The organism is Cupriavidus laharis (assembly GCF_914271435.1).
GTDB lineage: Bacteria > Pseudomonadota > Gammaproteobacteria > Burkholderiales > Burkholderiaceae > Cupriavidus > Cupriavidus laharis.
On sequence record NZ_CAJZAI010000005.1, the window covers coordinates 137,349 to 160,084 of the forward strand.

At 67.6% G+C, this 22,736-nt stretch carries 17 protein-coding genes; 9 read left to right on the top strand and 8 right to left on the bottom strand.

The genetic code is table 11. From position 1 onward, the window contains the following. Positions 1-5: 5 nt before the first annotated feature. The gene (locus tag LDO29_RS12790) at positions 6-284 is read right to left on the bottom strand and encodes an HU family DNA-binding protein (RefSeq protein ID WP_224080157.1); all 279 of its coding nucleotides are present in this window, start codon (positions 282-284) and stop codon (positions 6-8) included. A gap of 1,053 nt (positions 285-1,337) precedes the next feature. Between LDO29_RS12790 and LDO29_RS12795 the strand changes: the two genes are divergently transcribed. Continuing rightward, positions 1,338-1,859 carry an SET domain-containing protein gene (locus LDO29_RS12795; protein WP_396022658.1) on the top strand — a complete coding sequence of 174 codons (522 nt, stop codon included), beginning with the start codon at positions 1,338-1,340 and terminating at the stop codon, positions 1,857-1,859. 19 nt (positions 1,860-1,878) lie between these two features. Here LDO29_RS12795 and LDO29_RS12800 read toward each other — a convergent pair whose 3' ends face one another. From LDO29_RS12800 to phhA, 4 genes are all read right to left on the bottom strand, one after another. Then, positions 1,879-3,510 carry a sensor histidine kinase gene (locus LDO29_RS12800; RefSeq protein WP_224080158.1) on the bottom strand — a complete coding sequence of 544 codons (1,632 nt, stop codon included), beginning with the start codon at positions 3,508-3,510 and terminating at the stop codon, positions 1,879-1,881. A gap of 59 nt (positions 3,511-3,569) precedes the next feature. Beyond that, positions 3,570-4,274 carry a response regulator transcription factor gene (locus LDO29_RS12805; protein WP_224080159.1) on the bottom strand — a complete coding sequence of 235 codons (705 nt, stop codon included), beginning with the start codon at positions 4,272-4,274 and terminating at the stop codon, positions 3,570-3,572. Between the two features lie 175 nt (positions 4,275-4,449). Beyond that, positions 4,450-4,752 carry a 4a-hydroxytetrahydrobiopterin dehydratase gene (locus tag LDO29_RS12810; protein ID WP_224080160.1) on the bottom strand — a complete coding sequence of 101 codons (303 nt, stop codon included), beginning with the start codon at positions 4,750-4,752 and terminating at the stop codon, positions 4,450-4,452. 98 nt (positions 4,753-4,850) lie between these two features. Continuing rightward, entirely contained in the window at positions 4,851-5,801 is a 951-nt protein-coding gene (gene phhA, locus LDO29_RS12815; RefSeq protein WP_224080161.1) for a phenylalanine 4-monooxygenase, read from the bottom strand. Between the two features lie 156 nt (positions 5,802-5,957). Here phhA and LDO29_RS12820 point away from each other — a divergent pair, with 156 nt between their 5' ends. From LDO29_RS12820 to pbpC, 4 genes are all read left to right on the top strand, one after another. Beyond that, positions 5,958-6,431, top strand: a complete 474-nt coding sequence (locus tag LDO29_RS12820) for an Lrp/AsnC family transcriptional regulator (protein WP_224080162.1) — start codon at positions 5,958-5,960, stop codon at positions 6,429-6,431. Between the two features lie 97 nt (positions 6,432-6,528). Next, the gene (locus LDO29_RS12825; protein ID WP_224080163.1) at positions 6,529-12,591 is read left to right on the top strand and encodes an alpha-2-macroglobulin family protein; all 6,063 of its coding nucleotides are present in this window, start codon (positions 6,529-6,531) and stop codon (positions 12,589-12,591) included. Then, the gene (locus LDO29_RS12830; RefSeq protein WP_224080164.1) at positions 12,588-13,298 is read left to right on the top strand and encodes a lysoplasmalogenase; all 711 of its coding nucleotides are present in this window, start codon (positions 12,588-12,590) and stop codon (positions 13,296-13,298) included. Before LDO29_RS12825 ends, LDO29_RS12830 begins: the two co-directional genes overlap by 4 nt. Continuing rightward, positions 13,295-15,553 (top strand): penicillin-binding protein 1C, encoded by a 2,259-nt coding sequence (gene pbpC, locus LDO29_RS12835; protein WP_396022659.1) that lies wholly within the window; start codon positions 13,295-13,297, stop codon positions 15,551-15,553. Before LDO29_RS12830 ends, pbpC begins: the two co-directional genes overlap by 4 nt. On the opposite strand, the gene LDO29_RS12840 is transcribed toward pbpC, so the two are convergent. After that, a complete protein-coding gene (locus LDO29_RS12840; protein ID WP_224080165.1) occupies positions 15,530-16,468 on the bottom strand; it encodes a LysR family transcriptional regulator in 939 nt (312 codons plus the stop codon). The genes pbpC and LDO29_RS12840 overlap by 24 nt on opposite strands. Before the next feature lie 96 nt (positions 16,469-16,564). On the opposite strand from LDO29_RS12840, the gene LDO29_RS12845 reads away from it, so the two are divergent. Continuing rightward, the gene (locus LDO29_RS12845) at positions 16,565-17,578 is read left to right on the top strand and encodes an aldo/keto reductase (protein WP_224080166.1); all 1,014 of its coding nucleotides are present in this window, start codon (positions 16,565-16,567) and stop codon (positions 17,576-17,578) included. Between the two features lie 71 nt (positions 17,579-17,649). Beyond that, positions 17,650-18,606: a delta(1)-pyrroline-2-carboxylate reductase family protein gene (locus LDO29_RS12850; protein ID WP_224080167.1), complete on the top strand. Its 957-nt coding sequence runs from the start codon at positions 17,650-17,652 to the stop codon at positions 18,604-18,606. A 6-nt stretch (positions 18,607-18,612) separates the two neighbouring features. Here LDO29_RS12850 and LDO29_RS12855 read toward each other — a convergent pair whose 3' ends face one another. Continuing rightward, the gene (locus LDO29_RS12855; RefSeq protein WP_224080168.1) at positions 18,613-19,233 is read right to left on the bottom strand and encodes a TetR/AcrR family transcriptional regulator; all 621 of its coding nucleotides are present in this window, start codon (positions 19,231-19,233) and stop codon (positions 18,613-18,615) included. A gap of 218 nt (positions 19,234-19,451) precedes the next feature. Between LDO29_RS12855 and LDO29_RS12860 the strand changes: the two genes are divergently transcribed. Continuing rightward, positions 19,452-21,413 (top strand): alkyl/aryl-sulfatase, encoded by a 1,962-nt coding sequence (locus LDO29_RS12860; RefSeq protein ID WP_224080169.1) that lies wholly within the window; start codon positions 19,452-19,454, stop codon positions 21,411-21,413. Positions 21,414-21,691: 278 nt separating this feature from the next. Next, a complete protein-coding gene (locus LDO29_RS12865) occupies positions 21,692-22,417 on the top strand; it encodes an OmpW/AlkL family protein (RefSeq protein ID WP_224080170.1) in 726 nt (241 codons plus the stop codon). Positions 22,418-22,496: 79 nt separating this feature from the next. Here LDO29_RS12865 and LDO29_RS12870 read toward each other — a convergent pair whose 3' ends face one another. Next, positions 22,497-22,697, bottom strand: a complete 201-nt coding sequence (locus LDO29_RS12870) for a heavy-metal-associated domain-containing protein (RefSeq protein ID WP_224080171.1) — start codon at positions 22,695-22,697, stop codon at positions 22,497-22,499. Between the last annotated feature and the right edge of the window lie 39 nt (positions 22,698-22,736).

Below are 22,736 nucleotides of genomic sequence, written 5' to 3' on the forward strand. Positions count from 1 at the left end.
CGGTCTTACTGGTTGACGGCGTCCTTGAACTTCTGGCCGGCCTTGAACTTCACCGTCTTGGCCGCTTCCACCCTGATCTCTTCGCCGGTGCGCGGGTTACGGGCCATGCGCTCGCCGCGCTCGCCCTTGCTGAACGTGCCAAAGCCGACCAGGCTCAGCGTATCGCCCTTGGCAACGGCGTCCATGATGGCCGACAGCGTCACGTTCAGTGCCTGTTCGGCCTTAGCCTTGGTCAGACCGTCCACACCGGCTGCGATAGCGTCGATCAGTTCGGTTTTCGTCATGCTTCACTCCGTATCGAGTTGATAAAACACAGACGTCCGGGCACGGGTGGCCCATGAATGGACCGGACCGGCAAAGACGTCGCGGGCCACATGATACCGTGCCGGACAAGGCGCACCGGATGAGATTGTTACGAGGCCTTTTCCGGAAAGCCGCTTCGGGCAGTGATTCCGGCGGGCTCAGGCCACGCCAGGCAGCCCTGACGCGTGCCCAGCGTGTGACGTTTACGCCGGCCCTGCCTCCTGAACACCGAAGGGTTTGCCTGGCCCCGTATACGCCCTCAGCGCCCCTGCGAGCTCCAAGGGGTGGGCTGGGTGCCCTATGCGGGCCTGAGAGGCTCCAGGGCCCTTGCAGGGCCTCTGCCGACCTCCTCATCGTGCGCTTGCCGCTCCTTGGCGATGAATATGCACTATCTTGCATGCCCGCCATCCGCATTTTCCAGCTCCGCTCACCGGCATTCGCCGGGCGAATGATGACTCGGAGCGGGAATCGGCACGTGCGACGTATACGCCGCAGATCCGCGTATACCGCTCAACCCGGGTTTACGTTCGCGGGCATGGCTTCCCTGCATTCGGGCCACCGGCAGAAGCGGACCACTGGGTTTACCTCTTTCTTTTCATGTATACAAATAGTGGTAGTAGGTAAACGGCGGGCCGTGCTGTGGATAAGCAGGTAAACCACCGGCAGATCAAAGGTTTACGTAAACGAGAACTGCAGGGATGCAGTGTTGGCGGGCGTGGATGACTCCCGGGTTGGCGCGAGGGTGTCCGTGCAGATGGCCGAACTTGTTCCAGCAGCATCCCCATGCCAGCCCCAGGCAGCCCACATGCAATCTGGCCTCTTATCCACAGAAACAGGCGGCCTTATCCACATTGCGGTTGCGACGTAAACGAGGGCGCTGCCCGTTAACGGCTGTTCTGTTGTGGCCTGACGTATACGTGGCGCCTGTCATGAGGTATGCGTATACGCTCCCTGAGCGCGCCGGTATCATGCCGATCGCGTCGGCGCGACAGGCGCCTGCAATGCAACGGAAAGCGACCAGCACGGAAAGGCAAATGGCTGACAAGGCAAAGCGCAAGGACAGCGGCAAGGAAAAGAAGGCGGGCAAGTCGGCGAGCGACCGCATCGAGGTGCGCCAGTCTGGCGTGCACGGCAAGGGGGTCTATGCGATTGCATCCATCGCGGAGGGCGAGCGGGTGATCGAGTACAAGGGCGAGCACATTTCCTGGAAAAAAGCCCTGGAACGCCACCCGCACGACCCGAACGATCCCAATCACACGTTCTATTTCAGCCTGGACGACGGCAGCGTGATTGACGCCAAGTACGGCGGCAACCGCGCGCGCTGGATCAACCATGCCTGCGCGCCGAACTGCGAGGCGCGCGAGAAGAAGGGCCGGGTGTTTATCCACGCGCTGCGCGATATCGCCGCTGGCGAAGAGCTTTTCTATGACTACGGACTGGTGATCGAAGCCCGCTATACGAAGAAGCTGAAGAAGGAATTCGAATGCCGCTGCGGCAGTCCTGAGTGCCGTGGCACCATGCTGGCGCCCAAGAACAGGAAGTCGGGCGGCAAATAAGGCCCGCCCGCCGCAGGCGTCAGGCGGCCAGCCCGGCCGCTTCGCAGGGGATGCGGATCACGAAGCGCATGGTCGGGCGCCGTTCGCTGCTCGTGGCGGATTCGCCGGCAGTGTCCCCGGCCGGCACGTCCTCGATGCGGATCGTGCCGTGGTGCAGGCCAATGATCTCGTGCACGATCGCCAGCCCCAGCCCGGCACCGGCGGTCGGTGCGGCGGGGGCATGGTCGCCCTGGCGGTCGCCGCGGAAGAAGCGCTTGAAGACCTCTTCGCGCCGCTGAGGGGGGATGCCGGGGCCGTTGTCTTCCACCATCACCACCGCCATGCCGCGGTTGCCCAGTGCCTCGCCGCCGGCGCGCACCGTGATACGCCCGCCCGGGGGCACGTACTTCACCGCGTTGTCGATCAGGTTGGACAGTGCTTCGCGCATCAGCAGGCGATTGCCACGCACCATGGCCGGCGAGCCGCCCGTGAAGGTGGGCCCGGGTAGAACTTCAAAGCCGAGGTCGAGGCGCCGTGCCAATGCCTGCGGCACCCATTCCGCACCGGTCTCGAAAGCCAGTTCCGCCAGGTCGAAATACTCCACCGGTCCCAGCCGCTCCAGCGATAGTCCTGGCTCGGCGCGCGCCAGCGACAGCAACTGGTTGGACAGCCGCACCGCACGGTCGGCGGCGGTCTGCAGCTCGCGCAGGGCATGGCGGGCCACTTCCAGCGAATCGGCTTCCATGGCGCGGTCGGCATGCAGCTTCACGGCCGTCAGCGGTGTGCGCAGCTGGTGCGCGGCATCGGCAATGAACTTGCGCTGGGCGTCCAGTGCATCACGCAGCCGCGACAGCAGCGCGTTCAGGCCACGGATCAGCGGCGCCACTTCGGCCGGTACCTGGGTTTCGTCCAGCGCGGCCAGCGAGCGCGCGGTCTGGCGGTTCAGCTTGTCGGTCAGGATCTGCAGCGGCACCAGCTCTTCCTTGAGCACGTGCGAGAGGATCAGGCTGCCCACCAGCAGCAGCAGGATCAGCGGCACCGATACCGACAGCAGGATTTCGTTGGCTGCCGTTTCGCGGCGATCCAGCAGTTCCGCCACCTCCACGACGATGGGGCCGCGTGTCGCCTTGCCGTCTTCGCTGGTGCCAAGTTCGTCGGTAGCGGGACTCGGCAGCATGACCGGGAGCCGTACCGCGCGCACCTGGCGGCCGCTGAACCAGGCGTAGAACAGCCGCGCGTCGTGCAGGGTGGTCTGGCCAGTGCCATAGCCGAGCCAGGTGTCCATGCCGCCGATCAGGCCGTCGGGGCCGTGGATGCGCCAGTAGATGCGATCGGTTCCCTCGGCCTCGACCAGCGTCTGGGCAATCATCGGGATGTCCTGCTCCAGCCGCGGTCCGGCTATGCGGATCTGCTGCGCGATATTGTTGGCCACGCCATACAGCGCGCGGTCGAATACCTGTGTGGTGTAGTGGGCGGCCAGCCAGTAGGAGAGCGAGCCGCTGACCAGCACCAGCGCGAACAGGGGGGTGGCCAGGGCGCGCAGCAGGTGTACGCGAAGGCTGGCGGTTGCCGCCACGCGCGGCGTCTGGGCCATGCCGCGCCCGGGTCGCGACAGCGGCGGCTCGGCGGCGGGGGCGGTAGCGGAACGGGAGGTGCGGGATCGCGGCCACATGGCGCTGGCGCTTCAGAGAGCCGGCCGGCGCGGTCCCGGCCAGCGCCGCAGGCGCGTGTTCATTGGCCGGCGCGGGCCTGCAGCAGGTAGCCGAAGCCGCGTACCGTCACGATCTCCACGTCGCTTTCTTCAAGTTTCTTGCGCACGCGGTGCACATAGACTTCGATCGCGGTGTCGCCGACGGTATCGCCGCCTTCGCCGGCCGGGTGGGCGAAGGTGGCCAGGTGGTCCTGCAGCTGGGCCTTGCTGACCACGCGGCCCTGGCGCTGCAGCAGCAGTTCCAGCACCGCGAACTCGCGCGGCGACAGTTCCAGCGGCTTGCCGTCGATGAACATGCGGCGGTCGTTGCCGGACAGGCGCAGGCGGCCCAGGCGCACGTCGCGGTCGGGGACGGCTTCGCCATGCTGGCTGCGGCGTAGAAGGACGCGCACGCGTGCTTCCAGCTCGGGCAGGGCGAAGGGCTTGACCAGGTAGTCGTCGGCGCCGGCGTTCAGGCCGGACAGCTTGTCTTCCAGCTCGTCGCGCGCGGTCAGGATGATGACGGGCGTGGTGCGGTTGCGGGCACGATAGCGCGCCAGCAGCGTCATGCCGTCGATGCCGGGCAGGCCCAGGTCGAGGATGACGAGATCGTGCTGCTCGCGCAGCAGGTGTTCGGTGGCGTAGACGCCGTCATGGACCACGCGGACCTGATGGCCGGCGCGCGCCAGGCCGGCTTCGACGCCGCTGGCGATCTGGCGGTCGTCTTCGATCAGCAGGATACGCATGGCGGCAGTTCGGGCAGGACGTCGGGCATGGCTGGATCAGCCGGGAGGGAAGACAGGATGCGGCAGGCGCGGCATGGCGCACACGCGGAACCGCGATCCGCAGATTGTACAGGCCTGGGCCCTTGTCTTCCTTTCGGTTTCCCTACAGCCGCGGCGCAAGGCCCGCGTGCGAGCCTTACGCCGCCTGCAGCGAGGCGGCGGCGCGCTCGATGAAATGGGCCAGGTCGATGTCGCGCTGGGTCAGGCCGTTGGCGTCGTGGGTGGACAGGGTGATGTCCACGCGGTTGTAGACATTGAACCACTCGGGGTGGTGGTCGGCCTTTTCGGCCTGGATGGCCACGCGCGTCATGAAGGCGAACGCAGCGTTGAAATCGGTGAAGGTGAAGCGCTTCTGGATGGCGTCGCGGTTGTCGACGTCGGTCCAGCCGGGCAGTTCGGCGAGCAGCGTGGCGCGTGCCTGGGGCGAAAGGGGTGTCATGATGGGCTCGATCAGGGGAAAGAAAAAACCGGCCCGCCCTGGCGGGCTTGCCGGCATTGTTTCACAAAGCGGAAAACCGTGCGGTCAACCGGCCTTGGTCAGATATCGTCGCTGTCGCCCCAGCCTTCGCGGGTGCCGACGTTGAGCACCTCGTCGCCTTCAACCACATCGCCGGCTCCCAGCGTCCGCTGGTCGCGCAGTTCCTGGTACAGCGGCCCGAAGTCCGGCCGGGTAGCGTCGAAGAGCTGTTCGAAGCTGTCGATCACGAAGTAGGTCTTCTGGAACGTGTCGATGCGGTAGCGCGTGCGCATGATGCGGCGCACGTCGAAGCCGATGCGGTTGGGGCTGGCCGAATCCAGGCTGTAGATCGACTCGCCCTGGCTGGACACGATGCCGGCGCCATAGATGCGCAGGCCTTCGGGCGTGCGGATCAGGCCGAATTCCACTGTGTACCAGTACAGGCGGGCCAGCATGTCCAGCGCGCCCAGGCCGGCCGCCTTGAGGCCGCCCTTGCCGTAGGCTTCCATATAATCGGCGAACACCGGGTTGATCAGCAGCGGCACATGGCCGAACACGTCGTGGAAGCAGTCCGGCTCCTGCAGGTAGTCGAGCTGCTCGGGCTTGCGCATCCACCAGCTGGCCGGAAAGCGGCGATTGGCCAGATGGTCGAAGAACACCTCGTCCGGCACCAGGCCCGGCACGGCCACGACCTGCCAGCCGGTGGCGCGCATCAGCGTCTCGTTGAGCTGGTCGAAGTCGGGCACGCGGTCCTTTTCCATGCCCAGCGTGGCCAGGCCCTGCAGGAATTCGTTGCTGACGCGCCCACGCAGCATCGAGGCCTGGCGTTCGTAGAGCTTGCGCCACATGGCGTGGTCGGTGCTGGTGTAGCGGTGCACCGGCTGCGCGATGGTGAAGTCCGGGCGCAGTTCCTGGCCGGACAGCAGGCCGGCGTCGAACTGCTCCCTGAGCTTGTCGGTCATGGTGCCCTGGAAGGCGCCGTCGAACTGGCCGGAAGCCTCGTGGGCGGGGGCGCTGGCGGTAGCGGACATCGAATTTGTCTCCTGGGTTTGGCGCTGTGCGCCGTGATGCGGATTATCTGCGTAGTTTAGGCGTGTGCTACTGCAATCTGGCCGCAAAATTGGCCTGTATGGCGATTGAGGTGCGTATAATCCGCGTCATGTGGCCAGCGAATGCGGAAAATGCGTATGGTGTCCCTTGATCAATTCGACCTGGCCTTGATCGCGGCCCTGCAGGCCGACGGGCGCTCGACCCACCAGCAGCTTGCCGAGCGGGTGCATCTGTCGCCGAGCCAGGTCGGCCGGCGGCTGGCCCGGCTGGAAGCCGACGGTGTCATCACGGGCTATCGCGTAAGCCTGTCGACCCAGGCACTCGGGCTGGGCGTGCAGGTCTTCATCAGCGTCAAGCTGGCGCACCACGGCGACACCATCATCGAACGCTTCGGCGAGGAAATCCTGCTGCTCGAGGAAGTACAGGAGTGCTATTCCGTGGCGGGCGAGGCCGATTACCTGATCCGCGTGGTCGTGCCCGACCTGCCCACCCTGGCCGAATTCACGATGAAGCGGCTGATGCGGGTGCCCGGCGTGGAAAGCATACGTTCCAACATCGTCCTGACCGCGCTCAAGTGCGAAGGCGCCTTGCCGCTGTCGCACCTGCGCTGAAATTTCTGGCGGCCGCATTGCAGGTTTGCGTGCCGGCCTTGCACTCCTAAACGTCACATGTCACGCTCGCCGGGTGCTTTGACGGGAGGATCGCAGGATGAAGGGAGTCGTTGCCCGACGGGGTCGGGGTCTTGGCGGAAGCGCGTGGGCATGCCGCGCCGCGATGGCCGGCGTGCTGGCGTGGCTCTCGGTATCGTCCGCGCCCGCGGCCCAGGTGACGCGTTTCTCGCCCGAGGGGACGGTTCCGCAAGTGCGTCAGGTGGCGATCCGCTTCGACGAGGCGATGGTGCCGATGGGCGACGTGCAGGCGACAGCGCCCGCGGCGATCTCCTGTACCGGCGCGGCCACGGCGGGGCAGGGACGCTGGGTCGACGCCAGCAACTGGGTGTTCGACTTCGAGCGCGACCTGCCGCCGGGTGTCCGGTGTTCGGTCAGGATGTCGGCCAGCCTGCGCAGCGTGGCCGGCAAGCCCTACGCGGGCAAGGCCGAGTACCGGTTCGAGACCGGCGGCCCCACGGTCGTGGCCAGCCGGCCGTCGGGCGGCCAGATCGAGGAAGACCAGGTTTTTGCGCTGCGCTTCAATGGCGCCGCCACTGTGGCCTCGGTGCGCGATCATGCATGGTGCCAGGCGGCGGGCCTCGGCGAGCGTATTCCCGTACGCCTGCTGGCCGGCAAGGAGCGCGATGCCGTGCTCGACGCCATCTACTGGAAGCGCATCGCCAGGGACGCGCCCGACGCGATCCACCTGCTGGCCTGCCAGCAGCGGCTGCCGGCCGGCGCACGCATGCAACTGGTGCTGGGCGCCGGCATCGCCACGCCGTCCGGCATTGCCACGCGCGACGAGCGCCGCTTTGACTACACCGTGCGCGAGCCCTTCACCGCGAGCTTCACCTGCGAGCGCGAGCACGCGCAGTCGCCATGCACGCCGCTGCGGCCGATGACGGTCTCGTTCTCGGCGCCGATCACGCGCAAGCTGGCCGAGCACGTGGTGCTGAAGACGCCGTCCGGCCCGCGCGCGCCGCGGTTCGATGCCAACCTCGCGCCGGACGCGAGCGTGACGTCGCTCACCTTCGCCGCGCCATTTCCCGAGAAAGCCGATTTCACGATCGAGATCCCGCGCGACCTGAAGGACGACAGCGGCCGCACGCTGTCCAATGCCGACCTGTTCCCGCTCAAGGTGTCGACCGCCGCCATGCCGCCGCTGGCCAAGTTCGCCGCGGCGCCGTTCGGCGTGGTGGAGCGCTTCGGCGAGCTGCCCAAGGGCAAGTCGCCGGCCGACTATCCGCCGTTGCTGCCGGTCACGCTGCGCAATGTCGAAGCCGACCTGCAGGTGCGCGGCGTGCAGGCGCAGGCGGGCACGGTGATGAAGCTCAAGGTCGATGACGACGGTGCCGTGCTGCGCTGGCTGGGCCTGGTGCGCCGCATGCATGAGACCAGCTGGACGCGCGCGGAACTCGATGCGGTACTGGCCGGCCGCTCGCCCTACGGCGTGAACAACCCGCGCAATGCGCCGTCGATCGAAGCGCGCTCGGTGTCGCTGCTGGAACGCGCCGCGGGCGTGCAGAAGCTCTCGGTGCCAAAGCCTTCGGGCGACGCACCGCGGCCGTTCGAGGTGGTCGGCATTCCGCTGCCGGAACCGGGCTTCCATGTGGTGGAGATCGCCTCGCCGATGCTCGGCGAAGCGCTGCTGGGCAAGCGCGCGCCCATGTACGTGCGCACCGCCGCGCTGGTCACCAACCTGGGCGTGCATTTCAAGCTCGCGCGCGGCGACGGTGATGGTTCGATGAGCGGCCTCGCCTGGGTCACCGCGCTCGACGATGGCAAGCCCGTGCGCGACGCTGCCGTGGCCGTGCGCGACTGCTCGGGCCGGCTGCTCGGCGAGGGCCGCACCGACGCCAGCGGCATCGTGTGCTTCGCGAAGCTCGACGACATGCGCGGCCGGCGCTGCGACGGCAATGGCCTGTCGGGCTATTTCGTCTCCGCGCGCATCGCGGCTACGCATCCGGAAGCGCGCGGCAAGGCCGACATGGCTTTTGTGATGTCCGACTGGAACCGCGGCATCGAGACCTGGCGCTTCAACGTGCCGACCGATGCGAGCGCTACGCAGACCGTGCGCGCGCATACCGTGTTCGACCGCACGCTGCTGCGCGCCGGCGAAACCGTGTCGATGAAGCATTTCATCCGCGCCGAGACCGCGCAGGGCTTTGCCTTGCCGCCGGCGAACCGCAAGCTGCCGGATACGGTGGTGATCCGCCATGAAGGCAGCGGCCAGACCTACGAGCTACCGCTGCAGTGGCGCAATACCGCCACGGGCGGGCGCAGCGCGGAAAGCAGCTTCCAGGTGCCGCCCGCGGCCAAGCTCGGGGTCTACAACGTCGAGCTGCAGGCCGAAGGCAGCCGTGGCGACGATGTCGACGACAACAGCACGCGGTCCTATGCCAGCGGCAGCTTCCGCGTGGAAGCGTTCCGCCTGCCGGTGCTGACCGGCACGCTGCAGGTCGCGGGCGCACAAGCGGGCAAGGGCGGCGCCGTGGTGGCGCCGGCCGAGGTGCCGGTAGGTGTCGAGGTGCACTACGTGTCCGGTGGCGCCGCCATCGGCCTTCCGGTCAGCGTGTCGGCGCTTTTGCGAGACAAGTGGGTCAGCTTTCCCGGTTACGACGAGTACTCGTTCAATCCGCCGCGCGCCACGCGTGAAAACGCAGCGGGTGACGAAGAGATGGACCAGGCCGATGAAGGCCAGGCCCGCGACGGCGGCCAGAAGCTGATCGCCGACAAGCTGCCGCTGACGCTGGACAAGAACGGCAACGGCACTGTCACGCTGCGCAAGATGCCGAAGACCGATGCGCCGCGCGACCTCGTGCTGGAAGCCGGCTTTGCCGACCCGAACGGCGAGGTCCAGACGCTGCGCCAGACCGTGCCGGTATGGCCGGCCGCGGTGGTGGCGGGCATCCGCACCGATGGCTGGGTGTCGATGAAGCAGAAGCTGGCTGTGCATGGCCTGGTGCTCGACATCCAGGGCAAGCCGGTGGCCGATGCGCCGGTGAAGGTCAATGCTCGCGCACGCATCACCACGTCGACGCGCAAGCGCGTGGTGGGTGGCTTCTATCGCTACGACAACCGCAGCGAGAGCCGTGACCTGGGCACGGTGTGCGAGACGCGCACCGACGCGCAGGGCCGCGCACGCTGCGATGTGGCGCTGGACCAGGCAGGACAGGTGGAACTGATCGCAATCGCTCGCGACAAGGACGGCCGCAGTGCGCAGGCCGCGTCCACGGTGTGGGTCACGCGTCAGGGCGAGCTCTGGTTCGGTGGCGAGAACCATGACCGCATCGACGTGCTGCCCGAGAAGAAGCAATATGCCCCCGGCGATACTGCGGTGTTCCAGGTGCGCATGCCGTTCCGCCATGCCACGGCGCTCGTCGCGGTCGAGCGTGAAGGCGTGCTCGAAACGCAGGTGGTCGAACTCAACGGCAGCGATCCTACCGTACGCGTCAAGGTCAAGCCCGAGTGGGGCCCCAACGTCTACGTGTCGGTGATGACGATCCGCGGACGCTTGCACGAAGTGCCCTGGTATTCGTTTTTCACATGGGGCTGGCGCCAGCCGGGCGAATGGTGGCGCGCATTCCGCAGCGAGGGCAAGGAATACGCCGCGCCGACGGCATTGGTGGACCTGTCCAGGCCGGCTTTCCGGCTTGGCCTCGCAGAGATCCGCGTCGGCAACGAGGCGCACCGGCTCGATGTCACCGTGACGCCCGACAAGGCGTCCTATACCGTGCGAGGCAAGGCGCGCGTTGCGCTGCAGGTGAAGCTGCCTGACGGCAAGCCCGCGGCCAACGGCGAGGTCGCGCTGGCGGCGGTGGACCAGGCGCTGCTGGAACTGATGCCCAACAATAGCTGGGACCTGCTCGACGCCATGCTGCAGCGGCGCAGCTACGGCGTGGAGACCGCCACCGCGCAGATGGAAATCATCGGGCGCCGCCATTACGGGCGCAAGGCGGTACCGGCAGGCGGCGGTGGCGGCAAAAGCCCTACGCGCGAACTGTTCGACACGCTGCTGCTGTGGAACCCGCGCGTGCAGCTCGATGCGGAGGGCAGGGCCACGGTGGAGGTTCCGCTCAATGACTCGCTGACCAGCTTCCGCATCGTTGCAGTCGCTGATCTTGGCGTGGGCCGATTCGGTACCGGCAGCGTGACCATCGCGGCCACGCAGGATTTGCAGGTGATCTCCGGCCTGCCGCTGCTGGTGCGCGAGGACGACCGCTACCGCGCGATGTTCACGCTGCGCAATACGACCAAACGCGCGATGACGGTGCAGGCCAGCGCGCGCGCCACGCTGGTCGGCGATGCGAACGCGCTGCCCGCGCAGACCGTCCAGATTCCCGCAGGCGAAGCACGCGAGATCGGCTGGGATGTCACCGCGCCGGCACTGCTCGCGTTCTCGCGCAGCGGCACGGTCCAGTGGGAGGTGCAGGCCGCGGAGCAGGGCAGCGGCGGTGCGGCGGACCGCATCAAGGTATCGCAGCAGATCGTGCCGGCGGAACCGGTGACGGCGCAGCAGGCTACGCTGGCGCAGCTGACACCGGGGCTATCGGTGCCTGTGAAGGCACCGCCGGGCGCGCTCACGGATCCGACGGGCAAGCTGCGCGGCGGCCTGCAGGTGAACCTGCAGTCATCGCTCGCGGGCGGCATGCCGGGCGTGCGCGAGTGGTTCCTCAACTACCCGTTCAGCTGCCTGGAGCAGCGCGCGTCCAAAGCCATCGGCCTCGCCGACGGCACGGCGTGGGAGGCGCTGATGAACCAGCTGCCTTCGTACCTCGATGCGAATGGCCTGGCCTCGTACTTCCCGCTGCGCAGCGACAGCCAGAGCGGCAGCGTTGCGCTGACCGCCTACCTGCTGTCGGTCAGCGACGAAGCCGCGAAAGCGGGCCTGACGCTGCGCGTGCCCGACGAACTGCGCGCGCAGATGGAGCGCGGTCTGGCGGCGTTCGTCGAAGGCCGCATACGCCCGGACGCGTGGAGTCCTTCGTCGGCGACGATGGACCTCGAAGTCCGCAAGCTGGCCGCGCTCGAAGCGCTGTCGCGCACGGGCCACGCGCAGGCGCGCATGCTCGGGTCGATCCAGATACTGCCCGCGCAATGGCCCACGTCGGCGCTGATCGACTGGACCATGCTGCTGTCGCGCATGCAGGACATCCCGCAACGCGAAGCGCGGCTGGCCGAAGCGCAGCAACTGCTGCGTGCGCGCCTGACGGTGCAGGGCACGCGCCTGGCGTTCTCGACCGAGCGCAGCGACGACTGGTGGTGGCTGATGGCTGGCGGCGACGTCAACGCCGCACGCCTGCTGGCGCTGGCCTCGGAGCTGCCTGGCTGGAAGGACGATGCGCCGCAGCTTGCCACTGGCCTGATCGGGCGCCAGGTGCGCGGCGCATGGGGCACGACCAACGCCAATGCGTGGGGCATGCTCGCGATCGCGCGCTTTGCGCAGGTGTTCGAGAAGACGCCGGTGGCGGGCAGCACGCGCCTTTCGGTGAGCGGTGGCGGGGAATCCGCGCGCAGCTTCGACTGGAGCCGCGCACAACGTCGCGACGGCGTGACGCAGGGTAGCGTGGACCTGCCGTGGCCGGCCGGGGAGGGCGGTGGCACGCTGCAGCTTGAACATGCCGGCGCGGGTCGCCCGTGGGCCACAGTACGTGCCATGGCTGCGGTGCCGCTGTCGGGACCGCTGGCGGCGGGCTACCGCGTGCGCCGCACAGTGACGCCGGTGGAACAGGCAGTGTCGGGCAAGTGGTCGCGCGGCGATACGTACCGCGTGAAGCTCGAGATCGATGCGCAGGCCGACATGACGTGGGTGGTGGTGAGCGATCCGGTACCGGCTGGCGCGACCATCCTTGGCAGCGGGCTGGGACGCGATTCGCAAATCGCCACGCGTGGCGAGCGGCGCAAGGGCATGGCCTGGGCCGCCTACACCGAACGCACGCCGCAGGCCTACCGCGAGTACTACGAGTACCTGCCCAAGGGCAGCATCTCGGTCGAGTACACCGTGCGCCTGAACAACGCCGGCGATTTTGCGCTGCCGCCGACGCGCGTCGAAGCCATGTACGCGCCGGACGTGTTCGGCGCCGCACCGAATGCGCGCCTGACCGTCGGGGCCCGCCCATGAGCTGGCTGGCCCTCATGATGCCGGCGCGCGTGCGCGAGTGGTGGCTGGCCGGCACCCTGGCGGGCCTGGTCTACGGTGCGCTGCTGGTGCAGGTATCGATGGAGTTGCCGGACGGCGCGCCGCTGACCGGCCAGATCGCGATGCAGCCCGCGTGGAAGACGGCGATGGCGCTGATGCTGGCGCGTGCCGCGTGGTTCCACCGGCCGCTGTTCGAGCGGCGCTGGCTGGTGATCGCGCTGGTGTGCTCGTCGATCGGGGATTTCCTGCTGGCGGTGCCTGGGCTGCATGTCTCTTTCGTGGGCGGGCTGGGAGCCTTCCTGCTCGCACACCTTGCATATCTGCGCCTGCTGGTGCCGCTCGCGGGCGACTGGCGCGCGCACCGGCTGATCGCGTGCGGCGCGATGATCGGCGTGGCCGGCACGCTGCTGGGTCGTTTCTGGCCCAACCTGGGCACGCTCGCGGGGCCGGTCACGGTGTACGTCATCGTGCTGGCGGCGATGGTGTGCAGCGCACTGGTGGCGAAGCTGCCAACGCCGCTCACCGCGCTGGGCGCGCTGTGCTTTGCGGCTTCGGACATGATGATCGGCATTGCGCGCTTCCTGGTGCCGTTCGACAGCTTCCAGCTCGGCATCTGGTGGACGTATGCGGCCGCGCAGGTGCTGATTGTCGCGGGCATTGTGGCGAATCGCGGAGAGCGTGGGGGATGAAAGCGTTGGCAGGCGTGCTCCGGGCCATTCCCACCCCGCCGGGTTTCGTGTTCGCGATGGCGCTGACATGGATAGCGTTGCCGGCACAGGCGTTGCCCTCCTTCACCCAGGTCCGCGCCGACTGGCGCAGCACCGACATCGCCATCACCGATCGCAATGGCGAAACCATTGCGCGCGTGCGTGACGATTTCCGCGTGCGCCGCGGCGACTGGGTCGCGCTGGCCGAAACCTCGCCGGCGCTGCGTGCCGCCATCGTGCTGTCGGAGGACAAGCGCTTCTATGCGCACAGCGGTGTCGACTGGCAAGGCGTGGCCGCGGCGGCCTGGGCCAACCTCTGGAACACGCGCACGCGCGGCGCTTCCACGCTGACCATGCAGCTCGCCGGGCTGCTCGATGAAGACCTGCGCAGGCCAGGCGGCGCTGGGCAGGGCCGCAGCCTCACGCAGAAGCTGGGGCAGGCTGCCGGCGCGGCATCGCTGGAGCGAAGCTGGAGCAAGGACCAGATCCTCGAGGCCTATCTCAACCTGGTGCCGTTCCGCGGCGAACTGGTTGGCCTGTCGGCGATGTCGCAGGCGCTGTTCGGCAAGTTCCCGGAGGGACTGGATGCGCGTGAATCCGCGCTGGCCGTGGCGCTCGTACGCGCGCCCAATGCGAAGGCTGCGCAGGTCGCGCGCCGCGCGTGCGGCATCCTGCGCGAGATGCGGCTGCCGCGCGAATGCGAGGGGCTGGAGGGCTTTGCGCAACTGGCGCTGCTGCGCACGGGCAGCGTCGCGCAGCGCGGCACGGCAGCATCGCCGCTGCCAAGGCAACTGGCCCCGCACCTGGGCCGGCTGCTGGTCAGCCAGGCGCGTGCGCAAGCGGGAGCCAATGCGCCTGTGCTGCCGTACCTGCGTTCCACGCTCGACGCCGGGCTGCAGCGCGTGGCCGTGGCGAGCCTGCAGCGTCATCTGCGCGAACTGTCGGGCCGCAACGTGGAAGACGGCGCGGTAGTCGTGATCGACAACGCCAGCGGCGAGGTGCTGGCCTATGTGGGCTCTTCCGGCGAACTGTCCGGCGCGGCGCAGGTGGACCATGCGCAGGCGCTGCGGCAGGCCGGTTCAACGCTCAAGCCATTCCTGTACGAGCAGGCATTGGAAGAGCGGCGGCTGACTGCGGCGTCGCTGCTCGACGACAAGCCCGTCAACCTGCCCGTGGGTGGCGGGCTGTATGTGCCGCAGAACTATGACCATCGCTACGCGGGCTGGGTCAGCACGCGCGCGGCGCTGGCTGCATCGCTGAACGTGCCCGCCGTGCGCACGCTGGTGATGGTGACCCCGCACCGTTTCCACAAGCGCCTGGTGGCGCTGGGGCTGCCGTTGACCGAGGCTGGCGACTACTACGGCTACAGCCTCGCGCTCGGCAGCGCGGATGTGTCGCTGCTGGCGCTGACCAATGCGTATCGCGCGCTCGCCAATGGCGGCCGCTACGGGCCGGTGCGCACGCGTGCGGGCATGGTGGCGGCGCCGGCCACGGCGGTGATGTCGCCGGCGGCGAGCTATGTGATCGCCGACATCCTGTCCGACCGCCATGCGCGTGCGCGCACCTTTGGCCTGGACAGCCCGCTGACCACACGCTTCTGGACTGCGGTAAAGACCGGCACCAGCAAGGACATGCGCGACAACTGGTGCATCGGCTGGTCGCAGCGCTATACCGTGGGCGTGTGGGTCGGCAATGCCAGCGGTGCCAGCATGCACGACGTGTCCGGCGTCTCGGGTGCGGCGCCGGTATGGCATGACGTGATGGAAGCACTGCACCGTTCGCAGCCGAGCGTAGCCCCGGACATGCCGGCAGGCGTGGAACGCGTGGCCCTGACTTTCTCGGACGACCTGGAGCCCGCGCGCGAGGAAGTGTTCCTGGCAGGCACGGCGCTCACCCGCGTAAGCGTAGGCACCTCGCCTGCACTGGCCGGTGTGCCGGCCATCGCAAACCCGGCCGACGGTACGGTGTTCGCGCTCGATCCGGATATGCCGCCGTCAGCGCAGCGCGTATGGTTTCATGCCGAAGGCGTGTCCGGACAGACTGCGCGCGCGGTGAGCTGGCGCATGGACGGCAAGCCGCTCGGACGCGGTGGCGAAGTGGCGTGGCTGCCGTGGCCAGGCCGCCATCAGGTCGAGTTGCTGGACGCCGCCGGCAAGGTGGTGGACCGCATCGGCATCGAAGTGCGCGGCGCGAGCCTGCGCGCGCCAGCCGCCTCAGCGGGACGCGGTGCCCGCTGACACCGGTGCGTGCGCCTTGAGAAAATCGACGAAGGCACGCAGCTTCGGCGGCATCAGCGCACGGCCCGGGTAATAGAGATAGAAGCCATCGAACGGCGCCAGCCAGCGATCGAGCACGGTGACGAGCCGGCCATCGTCGAGCGCGGCCTGGATGTGGTGGGGGAATTCATAGATCAGCCCCACGCCATCCAGCGCTGCCTGGTGCAGCAGCGTCTTGTCATTGGCGATCAGCGCCGCGTGCGTGTCGACGGTGAAGGTGCGGCCGTCTTCCACGAACTCCCAGCGGTAGACGCTGCCATGCGGGCCGAACCGGTATTGCAGGCAGGCGTGCGCATGCAGGTCGGAAGGTGTTTGCGGCGTGCCGAATTGCGCGAGATAGGCCGGCGCGGCGGCGACCACCATGCGCAGCGGGCCGGTGACGGGGATCGCCACCATATCGCGCTGCAGGGCCTCGCCCAGGCGCAGGCCGGCGTCGAAGCCTTCGGCGACGAGGTCCGCAAAGCGGTCATCAGTGACCACGTCGACGCAGATGCCCGGGTACGCGCTCACGAAGGCCGCCAGCAGGGGCCGCAGCACGATGGCGCCGGCGGTGTTGGGCGTGGTCAGGCGCAGGGTGCCGACCGGGTTGTCGCGCTGCTGCCGGATATCGTCGGTGGCGGCGCCGATTTCCTGCAGCGCGGGCTCGATGCGCGCGAGCAGCGCCGCGCCCGCTTCGGTCAGGCCGACGCTGCGCGTGGTGCGCTGCAGGAGGCGCACGCCGAGCCGCGCTTCGAGCTGGCGAATGGTCTGCGATACCGCCGACGGGCTGACCGCCAGCGCCGCGGCGGCCGCGGTGAAGCTGCCGTGGCGGGCCACGCGCACGAACGCTGCCAGCGCAGGCAGGGAATCGGCATCGATTGTGAAGTCTGGCTTCATGATGCATGCAGCGTAGCACGCTGGTTCCGGGGCCGTCGACTGTCCATACTTGCCTGCGTTCGTCGCCGCGTGCGACGCCACCAGACAGGAGCCAGCATGACCGGAAGCACTACCCCGATTCCTACCCGCCAGCTCGGCAACCATGGCCCCCGGGTCTCGGCCATCGGCCTCGGCTGCATGGGCATGAGCGATTTCTACGGTGCGCATGACGATGCCGAATCGATCTGTACCATCCACTGTGCGCTAGACCGCGGCATTACGCTGCTCGACACCGCCGACATCTATGGCCCGCATACCAATGAGGAACTCGTAGGCCGTGCCATTGCCGGGCGGCGCGGCCAGGTCGTGCTGGCGACCAAGTTCGGCATCGTGCGCGACCTGTCCCAGCCGGCGGTGCGCGGCGTCAACGGCCGGCCCGAGTACGTGCGCGCGAGCTGCGACGCCAGCCTGAAGCGGCTGGGCGTGGACCATATCGACCTGTACTACCAGCACCGCATCGATCCGAAGGTACCCATCGAGGAAACCGTGGGTGCGATGGCCGACCTGGTGAAGGCCGGCAAGGTGCGCTGGATCGGCCTGTCGGAGGCCGGTGCGCAGACCATCGAACGCGCGCACAAGGTGCACCCGGTCACGGCGCTGCAGAGCGAGTATTCGCTGTGGACGCGCGACGTGGAGTCCGACGGCATCCTCGCCACATGCGAGCGGCTGGGGATCGGCTTCGTGCCATACAGTCCGCTCGGGCGCGGCTTCCTGACGGGCGCCATCCGCAGCCCGGAGGATTTTGACGCGGACGATTTCCGCCGCACCAATCCGCGCTTCATGGGCGAGAACTTCGCGCGCAACCTCGCGCTCGTCGACAAGGTGCGCACACTGGCTGTAGCCAAAGGCTGCACGCCGGCGCAGCTGGCGCTGGCCTGGGTGCTGGCGCGCGGGCCGCAGGTCGTACCGATCCCCGGCACGCGCCGCATCGCCAACCTCGACGACAACCTGGGCGCACTGGATGTGCGGCTCGATGCCAGGGAACTCGCGGAGATCGACGCCGTCTTTCCGGCCGGCGCAGCGTCGGGTACGCGCTATGCCGAACAGGTGATGCCGATGCTGGCGCGCTGATCGGGGCGCGCAGGGCCTGCCGCATAATGGCGGGTCCTGAACCCATGAACCGCGCCCGCCGGAGTGCCCGCATGTCCCTGATCCCCCTCGATGCCGCCAGCACGGCCGCACGCCTGCCTTACCCAGAGCTGGCCGCGGCGATCGCCGACATGCTGGCCGAACTGCGCGACGGCACGGCCATGGCGCCGCCGCGCATCGCGCTGCCGGTAGGCGACGCGCAGGACGGAGAGGGCACGCTGCTGGTGATGCCGGCGCGCAACCGGCGGCTGGTGATGACCAAGAACATCACCGTGCATCCGGACAATCCGCGGCGCGGGCTGCCGAACATCCTTGGCGAAGTAGTGGTGGCCGACGCGCATACCGGTGAGCGCGTGGCGATGCTCGACGGCCCCACGGTGACAGGCCGGCGCACGGCGGCGGTGTCGTTGCTGGCGGCACAGCGCTTTGCCGCGCAGCCGGACGGCGAGCTGCTGATCATCGGTGCCGGCGTGCAGGCGCTGACGCACCTGGAAGCCTTTGTCGCCGGACTGCCGGTGCGCCGCGTGTGGCTGCATTCGCGCACGCGCGACAAGGCCGAGGCGCTGGCCGCGCATGCCGGCACGCTCGGCGTGGCGGCGGAAGTCGTGGATGACCCTGCATCCGTGCTGCCGCGCGTGTCGATGGTGGTGACGGTGACATCGAGCCGCAGTCCGGTGTTGCCGGACATCGGCAGCGGCTTGTGGCGGGACGACCATTTCATTGCCGCGGTTGGCGCGTTCCGCCCCGACATGTGCGAACTGCCGCCCGCGCTGTGCCACGCGGCTTCGGCCAGCGGTCGGCTGCTGGCCGATACGCTGTTCGGTATCGAGGACGAAGCCGGCGACCTGCTCCAGGCGGGCATCGACTGGGCTACGGTACAGCCGTTCGAAACGGCCATCCTGGAGGCGGGGGCCATTCGGGCGCGCGCCGGCAGCCCGCTCGTGTTCAAGAGCGTCGGCTACGCGCTGTGGGACCTGGCGGCCTGCGTGCTGGCCAGCCGGCAAGGCTGACCGGCGCTACGCCGCTGCGGACTCCAGCCACATACGGAACAGTTCCCGCGCCGGCTCAAGGAAGGTTGCAATCGGCTCGCTGCAGCCGCCGGCATACCAGTGGCAGTAACAGCCCTGGAAGGTGGCCAGCATCAGCCGCGCCATCGGGGCCGGCATCGGCCGCTGGGGCAGCGAGAATGCGTCGACCAGCGCCTGCACGTGGCTGTCCCAGCCGCGGCGGATTTCGGCGCGTACGCTGGCCGGCACGCTGCCCGAGAACAGCATGCCGAGCACCACACCCTTGGCTTCCGGGTTGGCGGCGAAGGCCTGCGCCACCTGCTCGAATACCCGGTCCAGGCGTCGAGCCGGTGTTTCACCCGCACGCACCTGCGGCGCAGTCTCCTGCCCGATCTGCTTGAACAAGCTGGTGGCGGCTTCCGCCAATAGCATTTCCTTGCTCCCGAAGTGCCATAGCAAGCTGCTCTTGGCGACGCCCGCGCTGCCGGAGATCTGGTCCAGCGTGACGTCGGCATAGCCGTGCGCGCGGATCAGGTCGCGCGTGACCGCGAGCACGCGCTGGCGGGTTTCCAGGCCGCGGCGGTTTTTCTGGGCGGCTGGCGGAGCGGACGGCGGGGCGGAAGCGGACATCGGGGCGCAATCAAAGAGGTCGTTCAGATCACCTGTGCGGACGCGTCCGCGCAGAAATTCTGATTATTCGAATTTGACAGTGTGACGGTATTCGAACCAAACTTCAAAATTGTACTGAATGTTCAGGACAATGTGCCCCCGCTGGTGGACGGCAGCTTCGGCTGCCGCCTTGTCGCTTCATCGGGCTCGCACAGAGCCAATGTCTCAAGGAGTACCCAATGCTTCACCGATATGCGGCGCTGGCCGCCGCTGCGCTGTGCCTGGCTGGCACAGCCCATGCCGCCGAAGGTCCCAGGCCCGCCACGGCGGCTACCGCGAAGGCCAACGCGGCCGTCCTGCAGCAGTTGCCTTTCGCCAACCGGCAGGACTTCGAGGATGCACAGCGCGGCTTTATCGGCACGCTGGACAGCAACGAAATCCGCGACGCGCAGGGCCGTCTGGTCTGGTCGCTGGGGACCTACGCGTTCCTGCGCGATGCGAAGGCGCCGGATACGGTCAATCCCAGCCTGTGGCGCCAGGCGCAGCTGAACATGAACAACGGCCTGTTCCAGGTCACGGACCGCATCTACCAGGTGCGCGGGCTGGACATCTCGAACATGACCATCATCGAGGGCGATACCGGGCTGATCATCATCGATCCGCTCACCTCGACGGAAACCGCGCATGCGGCGCTGGGCCTGTACTACAAGCATCGTCCGAAGAAGCCCGTGGTGGCGGTGATCTACACCCATAGCCATGGCGACCACTTCGGCGGCGTCAAGGGCGTGACCACCAACGAGGATGTCAAGGCCGGCCGCGTCAAGGTGCTGGCGCCCGAAGGGTTCATGGAAGAGGCCGTCAGCGAGAACGTGTTCGCGGGCACGGCGATGGGCCGCCGGGCGCAGTACATGTACGGCGCCAACCTGCCGCGGTCGGCCACCGGCCATGTCGATTCAGGCCTTGGCAAGGCGGTGTCGCACGGCACCATCACGCTGATTCCGCCGACGGACCTGATCGCGAAGACCGGCGAGACGCGCACGATCGACGGCGTGCAGATCGAGTTCCAGATGGCGCCCGGCACCGAGGCGCCCGCCGAGATGCTGATGTACTTCCCGCAGTGGAAGGCGCTGTGTGCGGCCGAGGACGCCACCCACAACCTGCATAACCTGTACACCATCCGCGGGGCGCAGGTGCGCGACGCCAACCAGTGGTGGCGTGCGCTGGATGAGACCATCGACCGCTTCGGCGGCCGCACCGAGGTGGTATTCGCCCAGCATCACTGGCCGAAGTGGGGCCAGCAGAACATCGTGACGTACCTCGGCAACCAGCGCGACGCCTACAAGTACATCCACGACCAGTCGCTGCGCCTGGCCAACCAGGGCTTCACGCCGGCCGAGATCGGCGAGCGCGTGAAACTGCCGCCGTCACTGGCCAGCCAGTGGGACCTGCGTGACTATTACGGCACGGTCAACCACAATGCCAAGGCGATCTACCAGCGCTACCTGGGCTGGTATGACGGCAACCCGGCCAACCTCTATCCGCTGCCGCCGGAAGAGGCTGCCAGGCACTATGTCCAGTTCATGGGCGGTGCGGCCAGGGTGATCGAACAGGCTAAGGCTTCGTACGCGCGCGGCGAGTACCGCTGGGTGGCCGAGGTCATGAAGCATGTGGTCTTTGCCGATCCGTCCAACCAGGCGGCGCGTGACCTGGAAGCCGACGCGCTCGAGCAACTCGGCTACCAGACCGAATCGGCCACGTGGCGCAGCGCCTTCCTGAGCGGTGCGCAGGAACTGCGCAGCGGCCTGTCCAGGGATGTGGGCACGCGCACCTCGAGCCCCGATGTGCTGCGCGCGATGACCGACACCATGCTCCTGGACTACCTGGCGATCCGCCTGAATGGCGAGCGTGCGGCCGGGCATAAGCTGGCCATCGACTGGGTCCAGCCCGATACCGGCAAGCGCTACGCGCTGACGGTGGACAATGGCGTGTTCCGCTACAAGGCCGACGCCCGGCACGCGAACCCGCAGGTGACGCTGAGCATCCCACGCGCGACGCTGATGGGCGTACTGGCTGGCCAGACCACGCTGCCGGCCGAAGTGCAGGCCGGACGGGCACGCGTCGACGGCGATGCCGGCGCGCTGCGCACGTGGATGGGCCTGATGGACAAGTTCGACAGCAACTTCGCCATCGTGACGCCCTGACGCTACAGGCTTGGTTTGCGCAGGCGGCGGCCTGATGGAAATCCTGCCGCCGCCTGCGCAAGACCACGTATATTCGAGGGTTTTTTGCGCTGCACGGCAAAACGTTGCGCGCATGCTGCGATACCGAGGGCCCGTACCAGCCTCGATACGATTTTCTTAATGGTTAACCCTTAGGTTAGGGGAGTCCTTCTACGAATCTGTGTCGTCGACGAAACAGTCCCGGTGCGGCAGGTCGGATAATGCCTGCCGGCAGCAACCGAATGAGGAGTATCAGGACTATGAAATCGACCTATAAGAAGATGCTGGCGGCAGGCGCTGTCATGGCGCTGGCAGGTACCGCACAGGCACAATCGGCTGGCAGCAACATCATCAGCCTGGGCTGGTTCCGCGTGATGCCGAACAGCTCGGCCGATCCGCTGACGGTGGACAGCATCAACGGCCGCCCGGTCGGCATGACCCGCCCGAACACCGGCGCGGATATCGAGAGCGCCGACACGCTGGGCATCGCCTTCACGCATTTCTTCACGGACAACATCTCGGCCGAATTCGTCGCGGGCATTCCGCCCAAGCATGACGTCAAGGGCACCGGCGACTACGCCCAATATGGCAAGCTGGGATCGGTCAGGCAGTGGAGCCCGGCTGTGCTGGTGAAGTACCACTTCTTCGAAGCCAAGACCAGGTTCCGCCCGTACGTGGGCCTCGGTGTGAACTACACGTGGTTCACCGACGAAACCATTACCAACCAGAACTTCGTCAACCACGCGTTTGGCATTCCCGGCGCCAAGATGACCGCCAGTGCCGACAGTTCGTGGAACCCGGTGTTCAATATCGGTGCCAACTACGCCATTACCGACAATTGGTTTGTCGGCCTGTCGGTGTCCTACCTGCCGCTGTCGACGCATGCCACGCTGACCACGCAGGCGGGCGCGACGACAATCATTTCGCACACCAAGATCAAGATCGATCCGGTGGTGACGTTCCTGAGTGTGGGTTACCGGTTCTGATTTCCGCCAGGACAGTTGTGAAAACGGGGCGCCTTGGGCGCCCCGTTTCGTTTCATTCGTTGATGAGCGGCGCCGGGCTTCACGCCGCCGACTTCACCGGATAGCCAGCTTCCTCGATGGCCGCCCGCAATGCCTGCACATCGGCGCCGCTTTCGACCTTGACCGACTGGGCCGGCACATCCGCCGTGACGCGTGCGGCGGGATCGACGCCCTGCACCGCGCGCGTAATGGCGCCGACGCAGTGGTTGCACGACATGCCTTCGACCTGGAACTGGATCATGGTTGGGACCTCCTGATTGACATGGACTGGCAGCACGAT